Annotated in this window: 15 protein-coding genes; 5 read left to right on the top strand and 10 right to left on the bottom strand. The window is 51.7% G+C overall.

Going from position 1 to position 19,029, the window contains the following annotated elements:
* Positions 1-133: 133 nt before the first annotated feature.
* The 10 genes from FAH67_RS07855 to tal form a co-directional block, all read right to left on the bottom strand.
* On the bottom strand, positions 134-1,195 hold the full coding sequence (locus FAH67_RS07855; protein ID WP_003680278.1) for a DNA polymerase beta superfamily protein: 1,062 nt from the start codon (positions 1,193-1,195) through the stop codon (positions 134-136).
* Between the two features lie 14 nt (positions 1,196-1,209).
* Positions 1,210-1,968: a nucleotidyltransferase domain-containing protein gene (locus FAH67_RS07850; RefSeq protein WP_003680277.1), complete on the bottom strand. Its 759-nt coding sequence runs from the start codon at positions 1,966-1,968 to the stop codon at positions 1,210-1,212.
* Positions 1,969-2,058: 90 nt separating this feature from the next.
* Complete coding sequence (gene carB / locus FAH67_RS07845) at positions 2,059-5,274, bottom strand: carbamoyl-phosphate synthase large subunit (protein WP_003680276.1); 3,216 nt, start codon at positions 5,272-5,274, stop codon at positions 2,059-2,061.
* A 12-nt stretch (positions 5,275-5,286) separates the two neighbouring features.
* Positions 5,287-6,330 (bottom strand): YiiX/YebB-like N1pC/P60 family cysteine hydrolase, encoded by a 1,044-nt coding sequence (locus FAH67_RS07840; RefSeq protein WP_112890683.1) that lies wholly within the window; start codon positions 6,328-6,330, stop codon positions 5,287-5,289.
* An 868-nt stretch (positions 6,331-7,198) separates the two neighbouring features.
* Positions 7,199-7,594 (bottom strand): endonuclease domain-containing protein, encoded by a 396-nt coding sequence (locus FAH67_RS07825; RefSeq protein ID WP_003679876.1) that lies wholly within the window; start codon positions 7,592-7,594, stop codon positions 7,199-7,201.
* A gap of 172 nt (positions 7,595-7,766) precedes the next feature.
* Complete coding sequence (locus tag FAH67_RS07820; RefSeq protein WP_003679873.1) at positions 7,767-8,024, bottom strand: SemiSWEET family transporter; 258 nt, start codon at positions 8,022-8,024, stop codon at positions 7,767-7,769.
* A 138-nt stretch (positions 8,025-8,162) separates the two neighbouring features.
* The gene (carA, locus tag FAH67_RS07815; RefSeq protein ID WP_039863662.1) at positions 8,163-9,293 is read right to left on the bottom strand and encodes a glutamine-hydrolyzing carbamoyl-phosphate synthase small subunit; all 1,131 of its coding nucleotides are present in this window, start codon (positions 9,291-9,293) and stop codon (positions 8,163-8,165) included.
* A gap of 607 nt (positions 9,294-9,900) precedes the next feature.
* Complete coding sequence (pilC, locus tag FAH67_RS07800; protein ID WP_039863660.1) at positions 9,901-12,933, bottom strand: PilC family type IV pilus tip adhesin; 3,033 nt, start codon at positions 12,931-12,933, stop codon at positions 9,901-9,903.
* A gap of 276 nt (positions 12,934-13,209) precedes the next feature.
* Positions 13,210-14,097, bottom strand: coding sequence for a tRNA glutamyl-Q(34) synthetase GluQRS (gluQRS, locus tag FAH67_RS07795; protein ID WP_003679867.1), 888 nt, complete (start codon positions 14,095-14,097; stop codon positions 13,210-13,212).
* A gap of 152 nt (positions 14,098-14,249) precedes the next feature.
* Positions 14,250-15,305, bottom strand: a complete 1,056-nt coding sequence (tal, locus tag FAH67_RS07790) for a transaldolase (protein ID WP_003679864.1) — start codon at positions 15,303-15,305, stop codon at positions 14,250-14,252.
* A gap of 134 nt (positions 15,306-15,439) precedes the next feature.
* Here tal and FAH67_RS07785 point away from each other — a divergent pair, with 134 nt between their 5' ends.
* The 5 genes from FAH67_RS07785 (at position 15,440) to lptB (ending at position 18,912) form a co-directional block, all read left to right on the top strand.
* The gene (locus FAH67_RS07785; protein WP_003679862.1) at positions 15,440-16,414 is read left to right on the top strand and encodes a KpsF/GutQ family sugar-phosphate isomerase; all 975 of its coding nucleotides are present in this window, start codon (positions 15,440-15,442) and stop codon (positions 16,412-16,414) included.
* 66 nt (positions 16,415-16,480) lie between these two features.
* Positions 16,481-17,017, top strand: coding sequence for a KdsC family phosphatase (locus FAH67_RS07780; protein WP_003679859.1), 537 nt, complete (start codon positions 16,481-16,483; stop codon positions 17,015-17,017).
* Positions 17,014-17,595, top strand: a complete 582-nt coding sequence (gene lptC / locus FAH67_RS07775; protein WP_003679857.1) for an LPS export ABC transporter periplasmic protein LptC — start codon at positions 17,014-17,016, stop codon at positions 17,593-17,595. Before FAH67_RS07780 ends, lptC begins: the two co-directional genes overlap by 4 nt.
* Positions 17,576-18,106 (top strand): lipopolysaccharide transport periplasmic protein LptA, encoded by a 531-nt coding sequence (lptA, locus tag FAH67_RS07770; RefSeq protein ID WP_003679855.1) that lies wholly within the window; start codon positions 17,576-17,578, stop codon positions 18,104-18,106. Before lptC ends, lptA begins: the two co-directional genes overlap by 20 nt.
* Before the next feature lie 71 nt (positions 18,107-18,177).
* Positions 18,178-18,912, top strand: coding sequence for an LPS export ABC transporter ATP-binding protein (gene lptB, locus FAH67_RS07765; protein ID WP_003679854.1), 735 nt, complete (start codon positions 18,178-18,180; stop codon positions 18,910-18,912).
* Positions 18,913-19,029: the final 117 nt, after the last annotated feature.

The raw sequence follows: 19,029 nt of genomic DNA, 5'->3' as shown, positions 1-19,029 counted from the left end.
CATGTTGCTATTGCTTGTTGGGAGATGGCAGAAAAGGTTGTTTTGATGGACAGACGGTTGGAATTTGAAATATGAAAAGGCCGTCTGAAAAGCAGAAACACATCATTTCAGACGGCCTCTGTTTTTGATTTTCTTATCCGTAAATCTTGGTTCGGATTTCGATGAGGGCATTGATTGCCAAAGTGCTGTTTACAGCTTCCGGCAGATCGGACTGGGCGAACAAATTTTCTACTTCGTTAATTAAGGTTTCTGCACGCGCCAACAGTTCATCGTAAGGAAAAGAACCGCGCTTGATGGCCAGCAATTCGTCACGATTGGGACGGCGTGGACGGATTTCGCCATGAAGGGCAATATCGCGTGCGGTTTCAAGCAGGCGGAAGGTGTGCATCATATTTTTTGCATCGTAACCTTGACCGTGCGCCTGCGTTCCTTGATAGCGTGTTTCGTTACGTTCTGTCAGCCATTGTTGATAAGAGGCATATTCGCGGCAGTAGCTGCTGTATCCGTCTTGGTTGAAGGACAGATGGGCAAGCGGTGTTTCACCTTCTGGAATGGGGCTGAGTGAAAGCGTTGTGGCTTCGGGTTTGGGTGCAATACCGTGGTAGCCCATCGTGCCGTCGGCATCGTAAAACAGCGCATAAAGTTCTCGGGCGTGGGCTATTTTGATTAAGCCTGCACGCCTTTGCTCCATTTCGCGTTGTGCAAGCCAGCACTGTAACGGTACGGTTTGCCTGCCTTCTATGATGTGGCAGAAATCAAGGATGTTTTTCTTTTCAGACGGCATCGGATTGCTGATTTTTTTATTCAATCCCCGTGCTTTTTTGATTTGTCCGTAGGCATAGCCTGCAAAACTTTGCTGGCAGGTTTTGGAGATAAACCATTCGGTTTTAAACGCATCCATCAATGGCGAACGGTATCGTACACAGTCGGAAGGGGAGGCCAGCAGCTCCAGCGTGTTCGGATTGCTTTGCAGCAGCAATTCGATAAACCGTCCCAGTTCGTAATACACAATATCGTTGGTTTCATTGCTGATTTGTGGGATGTACTCCATGCCGTAAAACATGGATTTGGGCAGGTAAAACACACCTTTGATGTCGGTATCGGACTCGGGCGTTGCCAAACCGTAGGCGCGGCTGCCGGACACGGCTTCAAGCAGAATCAGATTTTGCGTGTGCAAGTCTTCGAGGGTCAGCATATTCAGACGGCCTTTTACGGATAAATAGTTGCCAAGGTGGAACGGAACAATTCGTTCAAAGGCCCGCTATCGGCAGGTTCGGCAGCAGGGGCAGACAAGGCAGAAACTTCGTTATATAGGTCAACAGTCAGCTTTTGCAGCTCTGGCGATAATGTGTGCAGATAACTTTCGTTCTGCTCCGCTTTTAATGCAACCAAATCAGTAATTTGGGTAGCACAATCTGTCTGCCACCCATTCATCAACTCAACCAAAGTCATTGGCGGAATACCGCCTTGTTTCACTGCCCAGCGTGCCGCCAATAAAGGGCGTAAGACGTAAAACCATTTTTTCAATTTAATCGGCTGCGCCAAATCTATGGCTTTCACAGCATTGCCGGCGATACCGCGATAATGGTGCAACAACGCGGCGGCTTGGACGTATTGGGGCGCAAGTTCGTTCAGACGGCCTATGAATGCCTCATCTTGTGTATAAACAATCGGCGAACGCAGCCACTCCAGTAATACGGCATTACTTTTTCTCAACAGGCGCAAAGCCTTACGGATGTCCCAGCCGCCTACGTCAAACCATTGGTTTTCAATAAATTCAAACGTATCTTTTGCTTCATCGATTTGCAGATAATGTTCTTGCGGGCGGATATAAATGGCGCGAACGTCATAATCGCTGTCGGGCGAAGCAAAGCCCCATGCGCGGCTTCCGCTCTCCGCCGCCAGCAGAAAATACAGTGGTTCGGCAAGTGAAATTTGAGTCAGTTTTTCTTGAATAGTTGGTTTCATTACGTTTTCCTTATTTTGCAGAAAGGCCGTCTGAAACTGAGCAATCAGGTTTCAGACGGCCTTTTAGCTATTTCAATCCGCTAGGATTGATTAGGCTTTGTTTTTCAGACGGCCATGCAATTCCTGTACGCTGTACACGCCCAAGTGCTCCCGGCTTTTCGCGCCTTCGCTCATCGCTTCGCCGCCGGCAGTGGTGGTGTATTGCGGCACACGTTGCTGCAATGCGCTTTGGCGGATGATGTGGCTGTCGGACACGGATTGCGGATCGCTGGAAACGGTATTCACGACCAGTGCGATTTCACCGTTTTTCAGTGCGTCGCCGATGTGCGGGCGGCCTTCGGGGACTTTATTGATGGTCTGCACAATCAGCCCATGTTCGGTCAGGTATTGCGCCGTGCCGCGCGTGGCGCAGATGCCGTAGCCTAAAACTTGGAAGTTTTTAGCGGTTTTAATGACGCGTTCTTTGTCTTCTTCGCGCACGGAGAGGAAGATTTTGCCGGTCGTGTTGAGGCGTTCGCCCGCGCCGAGTTGGGCTTTGTAGTAGGCTTCGCCGAAACTTGCGCCCACGCCCATCACTTCGCCGGTGGAGCGCATTTCCGGTCCCAAAATCGTATCCACGCCCGGGAATTTGATGAAGGGGAACACGGCCTCTTTAACGGCATAGAAATCGGGGACGACTTCTTTTTCCACGCCTTGTTCTTTCAGGGAAATGCCTGCCATACAGCGTGCGCCGACTTTGGCGAGCGGCACGCCGGTGGCTTTGGAGACGAAAGGCACGGTACGGCTGGCGCGCGGGTTCACTTCCAATACGAACACCACGCCGTCCTGCACGGCAAACTGCACGTTCATCAGTCCGACCACGCCAAGCGCGTACGCCATCGCTTTGGTTTGGCGGCGGATTTCGTCTTGGATTTCTTCGCTTAAGGAATAGGGCGGCAGCGAGCAGCCGGAGTCGCCCGAGTGGATGCCTGCCTGTTCGACGTGCTGCATAATGCCGCCGATAACCACGTCTTTGCCGTCTGAAACGCAGTCTACATCCACTTCAATCGCGTTGTTCAGGAAGAAATCGAGCAACACGGGGCTGTCTTCGGAAACCTGCACGGCTTCGCGCATATATTTTTGCAAGGCTTCGGCGGAGTGGACAATCTGCATCGCACGCCCGCCCAAAACATAAGACGGACGCACGACCAACGGATAGCCGATTTCTTCGGCTCTCACGAGGGCTTCTTCTTCGTTGTGGGCGATGCGGTTGGGCGGTTGGCGCAGGCCTAAGTCGTTCAACACTTTTTGGAAGCGTTCGCGGTCTTCGGCGGCGTCGATGCTGTCGGCGGACGTGCCGATGATGTTTACGCCGTTTTCAACCAATGCGTTGGCGAGTTTCAGCGGGGTTTGACCGCCGTAATGCACAATCACGCCCCACGGGTTTTCGGTGCGGACGATTTCCAACACGTCTTCCAATGTCAGCGGCTCGAAATAGAGGCGGTCGCTGGTGTCGAAGTCGGTGGACACGGTTTCGGGGTTGCAGTTGACCATGATGGTTTCAAAGCCCGATTCGCGCAGGGCGAGCGCGGCGTGAACGCAGCAATAGTCAAACTCGATGCCCTGACCGATGCGGTTCGGGCCGCCGCCGAGAATCATCACTTTTTTACGGTCGGAAGGACGCGCTTCGCATTCCTCTTCGTAAGTGGAGTAGAGGTAGGCGGTTTCGGTGGCGAACTCGGCGGCGCAGGTGTCGACGCGTTTGTAAACCGGATGCAGCTTCAGCGCGTAGCGGTGTTCGCGAACTTCTTTTTCGCTTACGTTCAACAATTGTGCCAAACGTTTGTCGGAGAAGCCTTTGCGTTTCAGACGGCGTAGGGCGGCGAAATCCAAATCACTCAAAATGCCGTCTGAAACCGCTTTTTCTTCCTTCATCAAGTCTTCGATTTGCGCCAGGAACCAAGGGTCGATGGCGCAGATTTCGTGGATTTCTTCCAGCGTGAAGCCCGCGCGGAATGCGTCTGCCACAAACAGCATACGTTCGGGGCCGGGGTTTGCCAGTTCGCGGCGGATTTCCGCTTTGTCGGAGCTTCTCGGATTGAAGCCGCACAAGCCCGTTTCCAAGCCGCGCAGGGCTTTTTGGAAACTTTCTTGAATGGTGCGGCCCATCGCCATCACTTCGCCCACCGATTTCATCTGCGTGGTCAGGCGGTCGTCTGCGGCGGGGAATTTTTCAAACGCGAAACGCGGGATTTTGGTCACGACATAGTCGATGGAAGGCTCGAACGACGCGGGCGTGCGGCCGCCGGTAATGTCGTTGCGCAACTCGTCCAGCGTAAAGCCGACAGCCAGCTTCGCCGCCACTTTCGCAATCGGGAAGCCCGTCGCTTTGGAAGCCAGCGCGGACGAACGGCTCACGCGCGGGTTCATCTCAATCACAATCATCTCGCCGTTTTCAGGGTTTACTGCAAACTGAACGTTTGAGCCGCCGGTATCCACGCCGATTTCACGCAACACTGCCAACGAAGCGTTGCGCATGATTTGGTATTCCTTGTCCGTCAGCGTTTGCGCCGGCGCAACCGTAATCGAGTCGCCTGTATGCACGCCCATCGGGTCGAAGTTTTCAATCGAGCAGATGATGATGCAGTTGTCGTTCTTATCGCGCACCACTTCCATCTCGTACTCTTTCCAGCCGAGAACGGACTGCTCAATCAACAGCTCGTGCGTGGGCGACGCATCGAAACCGCGTTCGCAAATCGCCAAAAACTCGTCTTTATTGTAGGCAATGCCGCCGCCCGAACCGCCCATGGTGAAAGAAGGACGAATCAGGGTAGGGAAGCCGACCTGTTCTTGCGCCGCCAAAGCTTCGTTCATTGTGTGGCAGACAAAAGATTTCGGGCAAGACAAACCGATCTTTTCCATCGCTTCTTTAAAGCGGCCGCGGTCTTCCGCCTTGTCGATGGCATCTTCCGTCGCACCGATCAGCTCGACGTTGTATTTCGCCAGCACGCCGTTGCGCGCCAAATCCAGCGCACAGTTCAGCGCGGTCTGACCGCCCATCGTCGGCAGAATCGCGTCAGGACGCTCCTTGGCGATAATCTTCTCCACCGTCTGCCACATAATCGGCTCGATGTAGGTAACATCCGCCATTTCAGGGTCGGTCATGATGGTGGCGGGGTTGGAATTCACCAGAATGACTTTATAGCCTTCTTCACGCAAGGCTTTGCAGGCCTGTGCGCCCGAATAGTCAAATTCGCAGGCCTGACCGATAACGATAGGGCCGGCGCCGATGATAAGGATGGATTTTAGGTCGGTACGTTTGGGCATGGTGGGTCTTTCTTAAATATATTGATTGCAGTTGTTTAATAGTGTGTTATACATTTCGCATAAACATTTATATAGTTCAATCTTTTTTTGTATAAAATGAAGGTTTCCAAATTTTTTTTGCGCGTGTTTTACCATTTCTAAATCTTCTTTATGCTTTAAGAGCATATTGCTAGACATTTCTTTAAGTTGTTGAATCAAAAACTTTCTATCTTTAATACCGTAATTTTTGTCAATAAAATCTTTAAATTCATGCTGGTTACCATATCTATAGGGGTTTGCTTCTTTTATTTTTTGAGGGAAATCAAAATATCCTTTTTGAAGGAAAATGTATGTAATTGTTTCATCGAAATTTTTATTCTTAACTAAGAAATTATCTATATCATAAAATGATAAATAACTATTAGAGGTTATTTTCTGAACCTCAATAATGGCTTCCCTTATCTGTTGATTATGTAAAATTAACGGATTAGGTTCTAGTAAACTTAGTTTATATAATGGATGTATTTCACTACTAGTAATATCTGTAAGTTTAATATTAATTTTTTCAAGTAGTCCCGATTGTAAAATCTCTTCTGGAGTACAATGATTAGGATTTTTTACCAAGTCAATATTAGCTTCTTTATATGCCAAAGCTACTAATTGGGAACAATAACGTTTTGTTTCCAGTGTATTAAAATTGAACGGAATTTTAAATTTTGCATTTATTGCATTAGGTACAGAATATGGTTTAGCAATATCATGTGTTACTTTTTTGATTACTTGTTCTAGGCTCAGTGCATATTTTTCTCTATTTTTCAAACGGAGAACTTGCATATATTCAGGCTTGTCAAAAATTTCGCGTTGTATATTGCCACTTTCAACTCCATTAGCTATAGCATGAACATACGCACATTTATTTATCATCATCATTACATGAGAGAATTCACTTTGTGTTCCCAATCTGATTGCTTTGCTTGTTGCTGTATTTGCAGAAGTTAAAACTATATCGCCAGCCAATAGGTTTTGGTCGTAATAGTAAATATAGCCATTAATTAAATTTTTTTCGTTTGTATTCATTGTAACCCCTTCTTATGCACAGTAAACGTAGCAAGCCGTAGCCCGCATGTAGGGTATGTGCGGTACGCACGCACGCGTTCTCCATTTTCCCTGCAACCCCAACCCACCGCGTGCGTGCCTTGCGGCACACATCCTACCAACGGGTTCAAAGGTCATCTGAAAAAACGCTCGCGGCGTTTGTTCCATCTACCTGGCGATAAATGCTGCCTGAAAAATTCCCGCTGTCGATGTTTCGGGCATTCTCTTTCAGACGACCTGCAACGCCTGAATCTGCTGCAATCTGCTCTCTCCCACGGGGAGAGAGAACGGGGCGGCTGTTAGGGCTAAGGTTTATGCAAACTAATCAGGTTATGCAGGCTACTTTTTACTTTGTTGCCTTTCAAACCGCCTGAAACCGTAAAACCTGTTGCAACCTGCCCCCTCCCCCGTGGGGGAGGGATGGGGAGAGGGCATTCTCCGAATGGTGGCAATCTTTCCTAATACCTTCGCCGCCCAAATACAAGCCTTGGGGCTTGTTGCCCTCTCTCTAGCTCTCTCCCACGGGGAGAGAGAACGGGGTGGCTGTTGGAATTAAGGGTTCTGCAAGGAAAACAGGTTGTTCAGGTTGCTTTTTTGCTTTTCAGACGACCTGAAATCAACGTCTGCAAATCTAAGTTACTTTTCAAACTGCCTGAAACCGCAAAACCTGCTGCAACCTGCTCCCTCCCCCGTGGGGGAGGGCCGGGGAGAGGGCATTCTCCGAATTGCAGCAATCTTCCCCAACACCTTCACCGCCCAAACACAAGCCTTGCGGCTTGTTGCCCTCTCTCTAACTCTCTCCCACGGGGAGAGAGAATGGGGCGGCTGTTGGGGCTAAGGTTTCTGTAAACTAATCAGCTTGTGCAGGCTGCTTTTCCAATTCTTGTAACACGCGCAGGATTTCCGCCAGTACGTCGTTTGTCTGCTGCAAAATCTCGTGATTCCAAAACCGCAGCACAGTAAAGCCCAAGCTGTTGAGATATGCCGTCCGCGCGTGGTCGTATGCGGCTTGTTCTGTGTGCTGCCCTCCGTCTGCTTCGACAATCAGCTTGGGCGTTACGCACATAAAATCAACAATATAGTTTCCCATCGGCTGCTGGCGGCGGAATTTGTAGCCGTTCAGACGGCTTGCCCGCAGGTGCTGCCACAATTTTGCTTCCGCCTCGCTCATTTCTTGACGCATGGCTTTGGCGCGTTGATGCAGGACGGGGTTGTTGGCGGTCAAGAGTTTCTCGTGCGTGTTCATTTTGTTGTCGGGTTGCTGTTTGTGCAAGCCTTGCGGCTTGCTACCCTCTCCCTAGCCCTCTCCCACGGGAGAGGGGATGGGGTTGCTGATTGAATTAAATGTTGCGGCAAGACAATCTTTTTTCAGACGACCTTTTACGTTTTTATTTTGCACCTGCCGTCTGGAAACTCCCTTAAAAACTGGTGATAAACGTAATCAAGCCCAAAATGATACCCGGGGCGTTTGCCAGCATGACGGGGTAGTCGCGTTTTTCTTTCAAAAAACCGTAGGCAACCCATAATGTGCAGTTGATGGCGGCGACGAGGGGTTGCAACGGCGAGCCGGGGTTGCCTGCCAGGTTGTTTTGGATTTGTGGGATATAGGAAACGTACATGCCGACGGCGGTCAGGGTGGCGATGACGGAAAGAATGCGCATTTGCTTTTCTGTCATGGTTTTTCCTTTCTGATTCGAGGGTTGGGTTTCAGACTGTGTAGATGTTGAGAGGATGTCTGAATTTATATTTTTTGAGGTTTGGTTTTCAGACGGCCTGTTGTTGAGTTGAGTATGGCCGTCTGAAAAAAATCAGCTTTATTGTTTTGCTGCTTTGATATTGCCAATAAATTTGTCAAACAAATAGCCGACATCTTGCGGGCCCGGGCTGGCTTCGGGGTGTCCTTGGAAACAGAACACGGGTTTGTCGGTCAGCTCGATGCCTTGCAAAGTGTTGTCGAACAAGGATTTGTGGGTAATGCGTGCGTTAGCGGGCAGGGTGTCGGCATCAACGGCAAAACCGTGGTTTTGGCTGGTGATGACGACTTTGCCGCTGTCTAAATCTTGTACCGGGTGGTTCGCGCCGTGATGGCTGAAGCGCATTTTCAAGGTTTTTGCGCCGATGGCGAGGCTAATCAGCTGGTGTCCCAAGCAAATGCCGAAAATCGGTTTGCCGCTTTCCATCAGTTTTTGCACGGCTTCGATGGCGTAGGTGCAAGGCTCGGGGTCGCCGGGGCCGTTGGACAGGAACACGCCGTCGGGATTGAGTGCCAACACGTCTTGTGCGCTCGTTTGGGCGGGGACGACGGTCAGGCGGCAGCCGCGCGAGGCGAGCATACGCAGGATGTTGGTTTTTACGCCGAAATCATAGGCGACGACGTGGTAAGGCTGTTCGTCGGGGGTAACGAAACCCTTGCCCAATTCCCATTCGCCTTCCGTCCATTCGTAAGTTTCCGTGCAGGAAACTTCTTTTGCCAAGTCTTTGCCGACCATACTGCCGAACGCGGCGATGAGTTCTTGCGCTTTTTCAACCGTAGCGTCCGCGCCGGTCAGAATCGCGCCGCCTTGCGCGCCTTTTTCGCGCAGCAGCGTGGTCAGGCGGCGGGTGTCGATGTCGGCGATGGCAACGGTTTTGTTGCGCACCAGATAGTCGTGCAGGCTTTCGGAGGCGCGGAAGTTGCTGTGCAAGAGCGGCAGGTCGCGGATAATCAGGCCGGCGGCGTAAACGCTGCGGCTTTCTTCATCTTCGGCGTTGGTACCGGTATTGCCGATGTGGGGGTAGGTGAGGGTAACGATTTGTTTGCAGTAGGAAGGGTCGGTCAGGATTTCCTGATAGCCGGTCATGGAAGTGTTGAACACGACTTCGCCGGAAGTCGAACCTTCGTAACCGATTGATGTACCGTGAAATACGCTGCCGTCAGCGAGAACGAGAAGGGCGGGGGTGCTCATGATGGGAATCCTGTTTTTAATAAAATTATTGATAATGCCGTCTGAAAAGCCTTCGGTAGGGACGTCCGGTCAGAAAAATCCGGTCAAAAAAAAACACGCCGCAGAGCAAAACCGCGTAACGTGCTTTTCGGGCAAGTGCCTATACCCTGAAAGCAGCGTATTTTAAGACGAAACCTACCCGATTTCAAGCGCAAACGCCGCCGGCGGGCATCATATTCTTGGAATAGCGCATTAAAAAGAGTATGGGCATGGAGATACAAAATATTCCGGCAAATGTCCGTGTGCCGTTCCCGTCCGTCATTCCCGCGCAGGCGGGAATCTAGGTCTGTCGGCATAGGAACTTATCGGTTTGACGGTGTTTTACTTCCCCTCCAGAAAAACGCAAAAAAATGCCGTCTGAAAGGCTTTCAGACGGCAATCGCAACAGCCGCACAGTCCTCTCTCCCTGTGGGAGAGAGTTAGAGAGAGGGCAACAAGCCGCAAGGCTTGTGTTTTAGAAGACTAAGGGATTTGGGAGAGGTTGCCGCAACTTGGAAAATGCCCTCTCCCCAACCCTCCCCCGCAGGGGAGGGGGCGGATTGCGGCAGATTTGGCGGTTGCAGGCGGGTTAGAAAAAGATTTCACGCCAGCTGATGCGTTTCATACAGCTTGGACCGACAACGTCCAAGTCGGACATATCGTTCATCAGCAGTGTGTGCACGCCTTTGCTGAAGAAGCAGCGGTTGCCTTTTTGGGGTTCGTCAGTATCATCGCCGCTGCCGCCCGCGTCGCCGTCTGCCGTTCTCGGGTGACCGCTTGTTTTTTGGCTGTCCAGATAACTTGCGGTCAGCAGTTTCGGATAAACATATCCGTTCGGGCAGACGGTTGCATTGTCTTTTTCCATACAGCCCACGGGGATATTGTTGCCTTTTGCGTCTTTTTTCTCGCCGACTTTTTTGGCGACGCGGTCATCCGGCACGACGGGACGCGCGCTTTTCTTGGTCAGCTTGCCGCCGTCGGCGGTATTGATGCCCAAAAATGCGGTTTCCGCGCCGCAGCCGTTGACGGTGTAGTTGCGGATGGTGACAAAGGCGGTACGCAATACCACGGTCGGTTTAATGGTAACGCGCTGTCCGGCTTCCAATCTCACTACCCAGCCCTTGTCGCCCGAGCCGTCAGACCTTTTGTAGTCGCTCAAGAACAGCGTATTGCCGTCTTTTGTCAGCACTTGTTCGAGCAGCCCTTTGCCCTGTCCGTCTTGTGCCGGCGAAGATTTCGTATCGTTATCAAAGATACCGTAAACAGATTGTATATCTTTTGTATTAGCCACATCTTCTTCGGTCAAATCGCTGCCCGTACCGAAGATGACGACGCGTTTGTTTTTCAGTTTGGAAACGGCGGGCGCGGAGGTAATCGGCTTCGTACCTTGGAAAATAGTGCGTACAGACCAGTTGGACAAATCAAAGCGGTACATATTCCCGCCCCGGTCGCCGGCATAGGCGATATCGACTGTGCCGTCCGAATTTGTATCCACCAGCGTAGGTGATGAAAGTCCGCCCTTGCCGCCGGGTACTACGATTTTTCTAATCAGCGTACCGTTGTTGCTTTCCAAATCATACACATACAGCGCGGTTGTATTTTCTTTGCTCTCAATATCTTTAGTCGCATAACCGGAAGCAAGGAAGGCGGCGTATTTGCCGTTTTGGATTTTGCCGTTTTGGATTTTGCCGATTTGGGGCGTACCGACGGTGTAGCCCAAGCCGTTGCCTGTTACGTCAAACAGGGAAACGCCGGTTTGGTTGCTTTCGGCTCTGGTCAAATCCAAGGCATACGCACCTTTGCCGCCTTGACCCATCGCGCCGAACATAAACACGCGGTTTTGCCCGTTTAAGTTGACTTGGCGCAAGACAAAGCCGCCGTCCACGCCGTACAAACCGCCCGTGTAGTTTTTGTTGGCAAAGCGGCGCAGGTCTTTTGTTAAGGTGGAATCTTGGTTATCCAAATCTTTGCGCGGCATCGTGCCGGGGATGTAGCTGAGCTTCAGATTGTAGCCGCCGCCGCTTTTTTTGAAGATATGCACCATCCCGTCGTTGGCGGCGGTTGCCAGATAGTCGCCGACCGCCGTTACCGGGCTGTTGACGATGTCGCCCAAATCGCGTTTGCCGTTGTCGCGGATGCGGTATTGCTGGCTATACAGTTTGCCGCGTGTTGAAGCATCTATCGCATTGTTAAAATAGTTAAACTGATTGTCGTTTCCATCGCGCCTGTCGGTCCAGCGCAATAACACGTCTTTCCATTCTTGCTGATTATTCCCATTATCGCCGATACCGAATGTGCCATTCGTAATGCCGTTAATATTGCTGTCGCTCAAGACTACGCCGTTTGACAAGCGGATTGCCGCCTTGCGTCCGGTAAAGACGGGTTCGGTAAAACTTGTGTTGTTCAGATAATTCGCGCCGCCTTTTTCCTTATTGTCTTTATTCAAGGTGTAAAAGAGGATGCGGCTGCTTGCCGACCCGGGATCGGTAACGACCGCCGCCGCCTTGCCCGGGAAACCCGTGCCCAAAGGGGCGGGAGCGACAATGGCGTATCGGCTGCCGTCCGGGCCGGCGGCGGTATATTGCGCCCGCGTACAGCCGCCCGCACCTATGTTCGGGAGCTGGAGTTTTACGTCGATATGGCCTTTGTCTTCTATCCGCCATACGGTCATCGTCCGACCACTATTTCCTTCGCTGCTTGTTGGACGTATAGAGAACTTAGGCATAGTAATCTCGCCCAGTTTGATTTCTTGGGCGGTAAGGCTGTCGCCCCCTGGATCGGTGAGCTTATGCAGTTTGGCGCGAAGCTGGAATGCCTTTCCCTGCGGATTGCCTGCATTTACCTTTATAGGCAGAGCAGCTATGTTTGATTGGCTGCCGTCTGCACTCGGGCGTTCCCATTTTCCCGAGCTTGCCGTGACATTGCCGCTGCCGTTGTATGACGGGGCTGCAATTTCAAAGGAAATACCCAGCCACGGGTGCGCTTTCAGTTTGTATATCGGCACGCCGTCGTCGCGCACCTGCCCCGTAGCCTCGATAGTGTTTGAGTCGTGGTTGAAATAGAATCGGAAAGGCAGGGTCGGGCATTGCCTACTATCACCCGTTTTCCCATTGGCAAAACAGGATATATTGGTAAAGTCGTAACCTGTTTTACCCCGCATCTCCGGTTTGTAGGTCGTCAGCCATTGGTCGGTGTTGAGCTCTGCCAGATTGCCGGCATCGAGACCGGAAACTTTGCCCCACAGCGGAGCCGAACCGCCGCCGAAGTTCAATTTGGTTGTCGTCTGAAAGCCCGCCGTCAGCGTATCGTTGTTGGTATATGTAAAATCGTAAATCAGTGCGGTAAGAATATTACATCCTACGGCGGGGTCAAACGGTACATTTAACTCCCTACACAGATTTTTAGGGCCGAATCTACTGCCCGGCACACCAATATGTTTATGACCTTTACGTACACCAGGCTGACCGAATATCTTATTGCCGCTTACAACACCCGTATCGCTGACGGTATAGTGGAAATCTTGGTCTTCGTCTGCAGCTGCCTGTTGGGACGATGCCGCCAAAATCATCGCGGTATAAACCGCAGTATGGCGGAGCAAGTGCCGTTTGGGTGTTTTTTTCATATCGTTTTCCTTCCGTATATTGTCCCTGATTATCGGCGAACCGAATTTGGCTTGGGGCATGATTTGGGTTGTATTGAAAAGTTTGATTACTCAACAGATTGTCTTTGGGAGAATTATATCATGGACGGTTTTCCTTTGTGCTTACACAATGTTGCGAACTGTAAAGAGCTGAATTTTTCGCTTCTTGGGCATGGTTTGGGATGAATCGGAAGATTACTTACATAATTTTATGAAATATTGTAATACCTGGAGTAATTTTGTTGTAATCGTGCTAATTCAGTCTGTGATAATGGACGATTTTGGGATTTTATCCATTTGCCAGTGTGCCACTGCCCAATCAAGCAATTCCTGCGGACGGTTCACAGCAGGTGCATCGGGTAGGTTGAGGTAGGTTAGGACTTGGCGGAGAAGCTGTTCTTTTTGATTCAAATCCAAAGCCGGGGCAAGGGTTTGTTTCGACCATTTTTGCCCTTGGCTGTTGGTCAATAGGGGAAGGTGGGCGTAGGCCGGTGTGGGAACGCCGAGGCATTGTTGCAGATAGATTTGGCGCGGCGTGGAAACGAGCAAGTCCTGACCGCGGACAATATGCGTTATGCCTTGATCGGCATCGTCGGCAACCACGGCAAGCTGATATGCCCAATAGCCGTCGGCACGAAGCAGGACAAAATCGCCGATGTCGTGTGCCAGGTTTTGTGCGTAATGTCCGACAATGCCGTCTGAAAAACCGATTACGCGATCGGGAACTTGAATGCGCCATGCCGGAGTTTTGTTTTGCGTGTCGGGTCTTTGCCGAGGATTGCGGCAACGGCCGTTATATACAAATCCGTCTGCGCCATGTGTTGCCTCCGCCTGCCAGTCTTTGCGGCTGCAGTAGCAGGGATACACCAGCCCGGCTGCTTTGAGGCGGTCGAGGGTGTCTTGATATAGGTCGTAACGGCGGCTTTGATAGGCGACTTCGCCGTCCCATTCAAAACCGAAAGCTTCGAGCGTGCGCAAAATGTCGGCAGCGGCGCCGGGCATTTCGCGTGGGGGGTCGAGGTCTTCAATGCGGACCAGCCATTTGCCGCCGTGCGTGCGCGCGTCGGCATAGGAAGCGACGGCGGTCAGCAGCGAGCCGATATGAAGCAGGCCGGTAGGGCTGGGGGCGAAACGTCCTATATACATGGCAGGGTGTTTTTGTAGGGCAGGGGCAGTATGCCTGCACGGTATTCAAATCGTGATAGAAAAGGGCGTGCCGTACACGCCCAAATTTGGGTTTCAGACGGCCTGAGACTTTTCAAAATGATTTAAGTTTCTCGGCCGTCCGTTCAATCCGCTTAAGCCAAGGGAGCAAGCAGTTTGGCGAAAGCGTCTTCAAATTGTTTCAAACCGTCTTCCTGCAAACGAGTTGCCAAGGTTTCGACATCAATGCCGAGTTTGGCGGTTTCGGCCAGCTGCGCTTGGGCTTCGTCCGTGCCTTCGGTCAACGTGGCTTTGGCCGTGCCGTGGTCGATAAAGGCTTTGAGTGTGGCATCGGGAACGGTGTTGACGGTATGGGCGCCAATCAGGCTGTCAATGTACAAAGTGTCAGGATAGGCAGGGTTTTTTACGCCGGTGGATGCCCATAAAAGTTGGGCGCGGTTTGCGCCTTCGGTTTCCAGCGCGGCAAATTCCGGGCTGCCGAAGTATTGCGTCCAATCTTGATAGGCGGCTTTGGCCAGCGCGATGGCGACTTTGCCTTTGAGGTGGTCGGGCAGGGTGGCGTCCAATGCGGCATCGACACGGGAAATAAAGAAGCTGGCGACAACTTGGATATGGGAAACGTCGTGTCCTGCCTCCAAACGTTTGGCAATGCCGCGCGTGTAGGCCGCATAGGCTTTGAGGGTTTGGGCGCGGGAGAAGAGCAGGGTCAGGTTGACACTGATGCCGTCTGAAACAAGGGTTTCGAGTGCTTCGATGCCTTCGTCGGTTGCCGGCACTTTAATCATGACATTTTTACGGCTGATGGCTGCGTGCAGGCGGCGTGCTTCTTCAACCGTGCCTTGCGCGTCTTTGGATAATTCAGGCGAAACTTCGAGGCTGACGAAGCCGGTTTTGCCACCGGTGGATTCGTGTTCGGCAAGGCACACGTCGCAAGCAGCTTGCACATCGGCAACCGCCATGGTTTCGTAGCGTTGTTTCGGGGTCAGGTCTTGCTGTTTGAGCGCGGCCACTTCATCGGCGTATAGGGCATCTCCGGCAAAGGCTTTTTGGAAAATGGCGGGATTGGAAGTTACGCCGCACACGCCTTGTTTCAGCATTTGCGCCAATTCGCCGCTTTGCACGAGCGAACGGGAGAGATTGTCCAGCCAGATTTGTTGTCCTAATGCTTTAACGTCCGATAAAATGGTCATCTCTGATTCCTTTTACATAATAGGTTTGTTTGTGAAGTGGCGGTAATGCTACGCCAATTCGATGAATTTGAACAGTTTACGGCTGATTAATTTGGGCAAAACAAACCTAAATTCAAGCACGAAAGGTGGCTTTGATGGCGGAAAACACACTTTATCTCGACTGGGCGCGTGATGTATTGAATATGGAAGCCGAAGGTTTGCATGAAATTGCGGCGGCGTTGGACGACAATTTTGTCCATGCGGCGGAAGCGTTGTTGCACTGCAAGGGCAGGGTTGTGATTGCCGGCATGGGCAAGTCCGGACATATCGGCCGCAAAATGGCGGCAACCATGGCTTCGACGGGCACACCTGCATTTTTCGTCCATCCTGCCGAAGCGGCGCACGGCGATTTGGGCATGATTGTCGATAACGATGTCGTGGTTGCCATTTCCAATTCCGGCGAAAGTGATGAAATTGCGGCCATCATCCCCGCACTCAAACGCAAAAACATCACGCTGATCTGCATTACAGCCCGCCCCGACTCGACCATGGCGCACCATGCCGACATTCATATCACGGCGTCGGTTTCCAAAGAAGCCTGTCCGCTCGGCCTTGCGCCGACTTCCAGCACGACCGCCGTGATGGCCTTGGGCGATGCGCTGGCGGTAGTATTGCTGCAGGCGCGTGCGTTTACGCCCGACGATTTTGCTTTAAGCCATCCGGCCGGCAGCTTGGGCAAACGCCTGCTGTTGCGCGTAGCTGATATTATGCACAAAGACGAAGCCCTGCCTGCCGTTTTGTTGGGTACGCCGTTGAAAGAGGCCATTGTCCGTATGAGTGAAAAAGGTTTGGGCATGTTGGCGGTAACCGATGCCGAAGGCCGTCTGAAAGGTGTATTTACCGATGGCGACTTGCGCCGTCTGTTTCAAGAACGCGACAGCTTTGCCGGTTTGAAAGTGGACGACATCATGCACGCTTCGCCGAAAACCATTTCCGCCGACCGCCTTGCCACTGAAGCCTTGAAAGCCATGCAGAGTGGCCATGTGAATGGTTTGCTGGTGGTCGAAGAAAACGGCGTACTGATTGGCGCTTTGAACATGCACGATTTATTGATGGCACGAATTGTCTGAATCGACGGCAAAAACGTTTTCAGACGGCCTTATGCTAGAATAGGCCGTCTGAAATAAGGAAACCTTATGCAAAACCTCTCTTCCGATCTGCAACAACGCGCTTTAGGTATCAAACTGCTGATACTGGATGTAGACGGCGTTTTGACCGACGGCCGCATTTTTATCCGCGACAACGGCGAAGAAATCAAATCGTTCCATACTTTGGACGGACACGGATTAAAAATGCTTCAGGCCGGCGGCGTGCAAACGGCGATTATTACCGGCCGCGATGCGCCTTCCGTCGGTATCCGCGTGAAGCAGCTCGGTATCAACTATTACTTCAAAGGCATTCACGACAAACGTGCCGCCTACGCCCAATTATGCGAACAGGCCGGTGTGGAGGAGCATGAGTGCGCCTTTGTCGGCGACGATGTTGTCGATTTGCCCGTGATGGTGCGTTGCGGATTGGCGGTTGCCGTCCCTGAAGCGCATTGGTTTACTTTGCAATACGCCCATTATGTAACCCGACGCTCCGGCGGCGCAGGCGCGGTGCGTGAAGTGTGCGATTTGATTATGCAGGCGCAAGGTACGCTTGAACCTGCTTTGAAAGAGTATGTACGATGAAAATCAGATGGCGTTACGGAATCGCTTTCCCGCTGGTGTTGGCCGTTTCACTCGGCGCACTGGCGGCGTGGCTCGGCCGCATCAGCGAAGTGCAGGTCGAAGAAGTCGTCCTCAATCCGAATGAGCCGCAATATGCGATGAAAGGCATCAACGGCAAACGTTTTGACCAAGAAGGCCGTCTGAAAGAAAACCTGAGCGCGGTCGATGCCGTCCAATATCCGAATAGCGCGGATGTGCATTTGGACAAACCGCATCTTTCGTTTTATCGCGACGGCAGCCTGCTGTACGAAGTCGGCAGCGACAAGGCCGCGTACAATATTCAAAACAAAAAAGTCGTTTTTGAACAGAATGTTGTCTTAAACAAAGCGGCAGATGCCAAGCGTTTGGCCGGCATCGTCAAAACCGAACGTTTGAATGTCGATACCGAAGCGCAATACGCCCATACCGACAGCCCCGTTACTTTCCAATACGGACAGTCCGGCGGTCAGGCAAACGGCATGACGTATGACCACAAAACCGGTTTGCTGAATTTCCCTTCCAAAGTGAAAGCCACAATTTATGATACAAAAAATTTGTAAAACCTTAGCCCTTGTTGCCGTTTTTGCCGCCAGCCCGGCCTTTGCCCTACAAAGCGACAGCAAGCAGCCGATTCAAATCGAAGCCGACCAAGGCTCGCTTGACCAAAACAACCAAAGCACCACCTTTTCCGGCAACGTCATCATCAAACAAGGCACGCTCAATATCCGTGCCGGCAGCGTGACCGTTTCGCGCAACGACAAAAGCGAGCAGTTGATGAAAGCCACCGGCTCGCCCGTCAAATTCAGCCAAGAGTTGGACGGCGGCAAAGGCGTGGTCAACGGCCAAGCCAATACCGTCACGTATTCTTCCGCCGCCGGTCTGGTTACCCTGACCGGCAATGCCAAAGTACAGCGCGGCGGCGATGTGGCCGAAGGTGCGGTCATTACCTACAACACCAAAACCGAGGTTTACACCATCAACGGCAGCGCCAAATCCGGTGTGAAATCCGCCACCAAATCCGGCCGCGTCAGCGTTGTCATCCAGCCGTCCGGCACGCAGAAAAACAAATAAGAAAACACACGAACAAGGCCGTCTGAAAAAGGTTCAGACGGCCTGAGGTCAATATCGAAAGTCAACAGAATATGAGCGCAAACAACAGCCGTCTTGTGGTTCAAAACCTGCAAAAAAGTTTCAAAAAACGCCAAGTCGTCAAAAGCTTCTCCCTTGAAATCGAAAGCGGCGAAGTCATCGGCCTGCTCGGCCCCAACGGCGCGGGTAAGACCACCAGCTTTTACATGATTGTCGGACTGATTGCCGCCGATGCAGGCAGCGTGATGTTGGACGGACAAGAGTTGCGCCACCTGCCCATTCACGAGCGCGCCCGCCTCGGCGTCGGCTATCTGCCACAGGAAGCCTCGATTTTCCGCAAAATGACCGTGGAACAAAATATCCGCGCCATTTTGGAAATCAGCATGAAGGACAAAAGCCGCATCGATGCCGAACTTGAAAAATTGTTGGCCGATTTGAACATCGAACGCCTGCGCAACAACCCTGCGCCGTCTTTGTCCGGTGGCGAACGCCGCCGTGTCGAAATCGCGCGCGTGTTGGCCATGCAGCCGCGTTTCATTTTGTTGGATGAACCTTTTGCCGGCGTTGACCCGATTGCCGTCATCGATATTCAGAAAATCATCGAGTTCCTCAAATCACGCGGTATCGGCGTATTGATTACCGACCACAACGTGCGCGAAACCCTCAGCATCTGCGACCGTGCCTATATCATCAGTGACGGTACGGTATTGGCTTCGGGCAAGCCGGATGATTTGGTCAACAATGAACAAGTCCGTTCGGTTTACTTGGGTGAAAATTTCAAATATTGAATGCATATTTGACGGTAATCGTAAAACCGGTTTCACACGAGGCTCTCATTTCAATTGAGGGTTGAGGGTAGCTATAAATATTGAAATAATCATCCAATATATAAACAATATATCCGA

The sequence above is a fragment of the Neisseria flavescens genome, from assembly GCF_005221285.1.
In the GTDB taxonomy this organism is placed as follows: Bacteria; Pseudomonadota; Gammaproteobacteria; order Burkholderiales; family Neisseriaceae; genus Neisseria; species Neisseria flavescens.
The sequence above is the reverse complement of the archived record's forward strand: the minus strand, read 5'-3'. Positions and strand labels throughout refer to the sequence as shown.

Coding starts and splice junctions, on each gene's coding strand:
- lptC (WP_003679857.1), top strand. CDS start 17,014: ATGAAAATCAGATGGCGTTACGGAATCGCTTTCCCGCTGGTGTTGGCC.
- lptA (WP_003679855.1), top strand. CDS start 17,576: ATGATACAAAAAATTTGTAAAACCTTAGCCCTTGTTGCCGTTTTTGCC.
- FAH67_RS07820 (WP_003679873.1), bottom strand. CDS start 8,024: ATGACAGAAAAGCAAATGCGCATTCTTTCCGTCATCGCCACCCTGACC.
- gluQRS (WP_003679867.1), bottom strand. CDS start 14,097: ATGTATATAGGACGTTTCGCCCCCAGCCCTACCGGCCTGCTTCATATC.
- FAH67_RS07785 (WP_003679862.1), top strand. CDS start 15,440: ATGGCGGAAAACACACTTTATCTCGACTGGGCGCGTGATGTATTGAAT.
- FAH67_RS07825 (WP_003679876.1), bottom strand. CDS start 7,594: ATGAACACGCACGAGAAACTCTTGACCGCCAACAACCCCGTCCTGCAT.
- carB (WP_003680276.1), bottom strand. CDS start 5,274: ATGCCCAAACGTACCGACCTAAAATCCATCCTTATCATCGGCGCCGGC.
- pilC (WP_039863660.1), bottom strand. CDS start 12,933: ATGAAAAAAACACCCAAACGGCACTTGCTCCGCCATACTGCGGTTTAT.
- tal (WP_003679864.1), bottom strand. CDS start 15,305: ATGACCATTTTATCGGACGTTAAAGCATTAGGACAACAAATCTGGCTG.
- FAH67_RS07840 (WP_112890683.1), bottom strand. CDS start 6,330: ATGAATACAAACGAAAAAAATTTAATTAATGGCTATATTTACTATTAC.
- lptB (WP_003679854.1), top strand. CDS start 18,178: ATGAGCGCAAACAACAGCCGTCTTGTGGTTCAAAACCTGCAAAAAAGT.
- FAH67_RS07850 (WP_003680277.1), bottom strand. CDS start 1,968: ATGAAACCAACTATTCAAGAAAAACTGACTCAAATTTCACTTGCCGAA.
- FAH67_RS07780 (WP_003679859.1), top strand. CDS start 16,481: ATGCAAAACCTCTCTTCCGATCTGCAACAACGCGCTTTAGGTATCAAA.
- FAH67_RS07855 (WP_003680278.1), bottom strand. CDS start 1,195: ATGCTGACCCTCGAAGACTTGCACACGCAAAATCTGATTCTGCTTGAA.
- carA (WP_039863662.1), bottom strand. CDS start 9,293: ATGAGCACCCCCGCCCTTCTCGTTCTCGCTGACGGCAGCGTATTTCAC.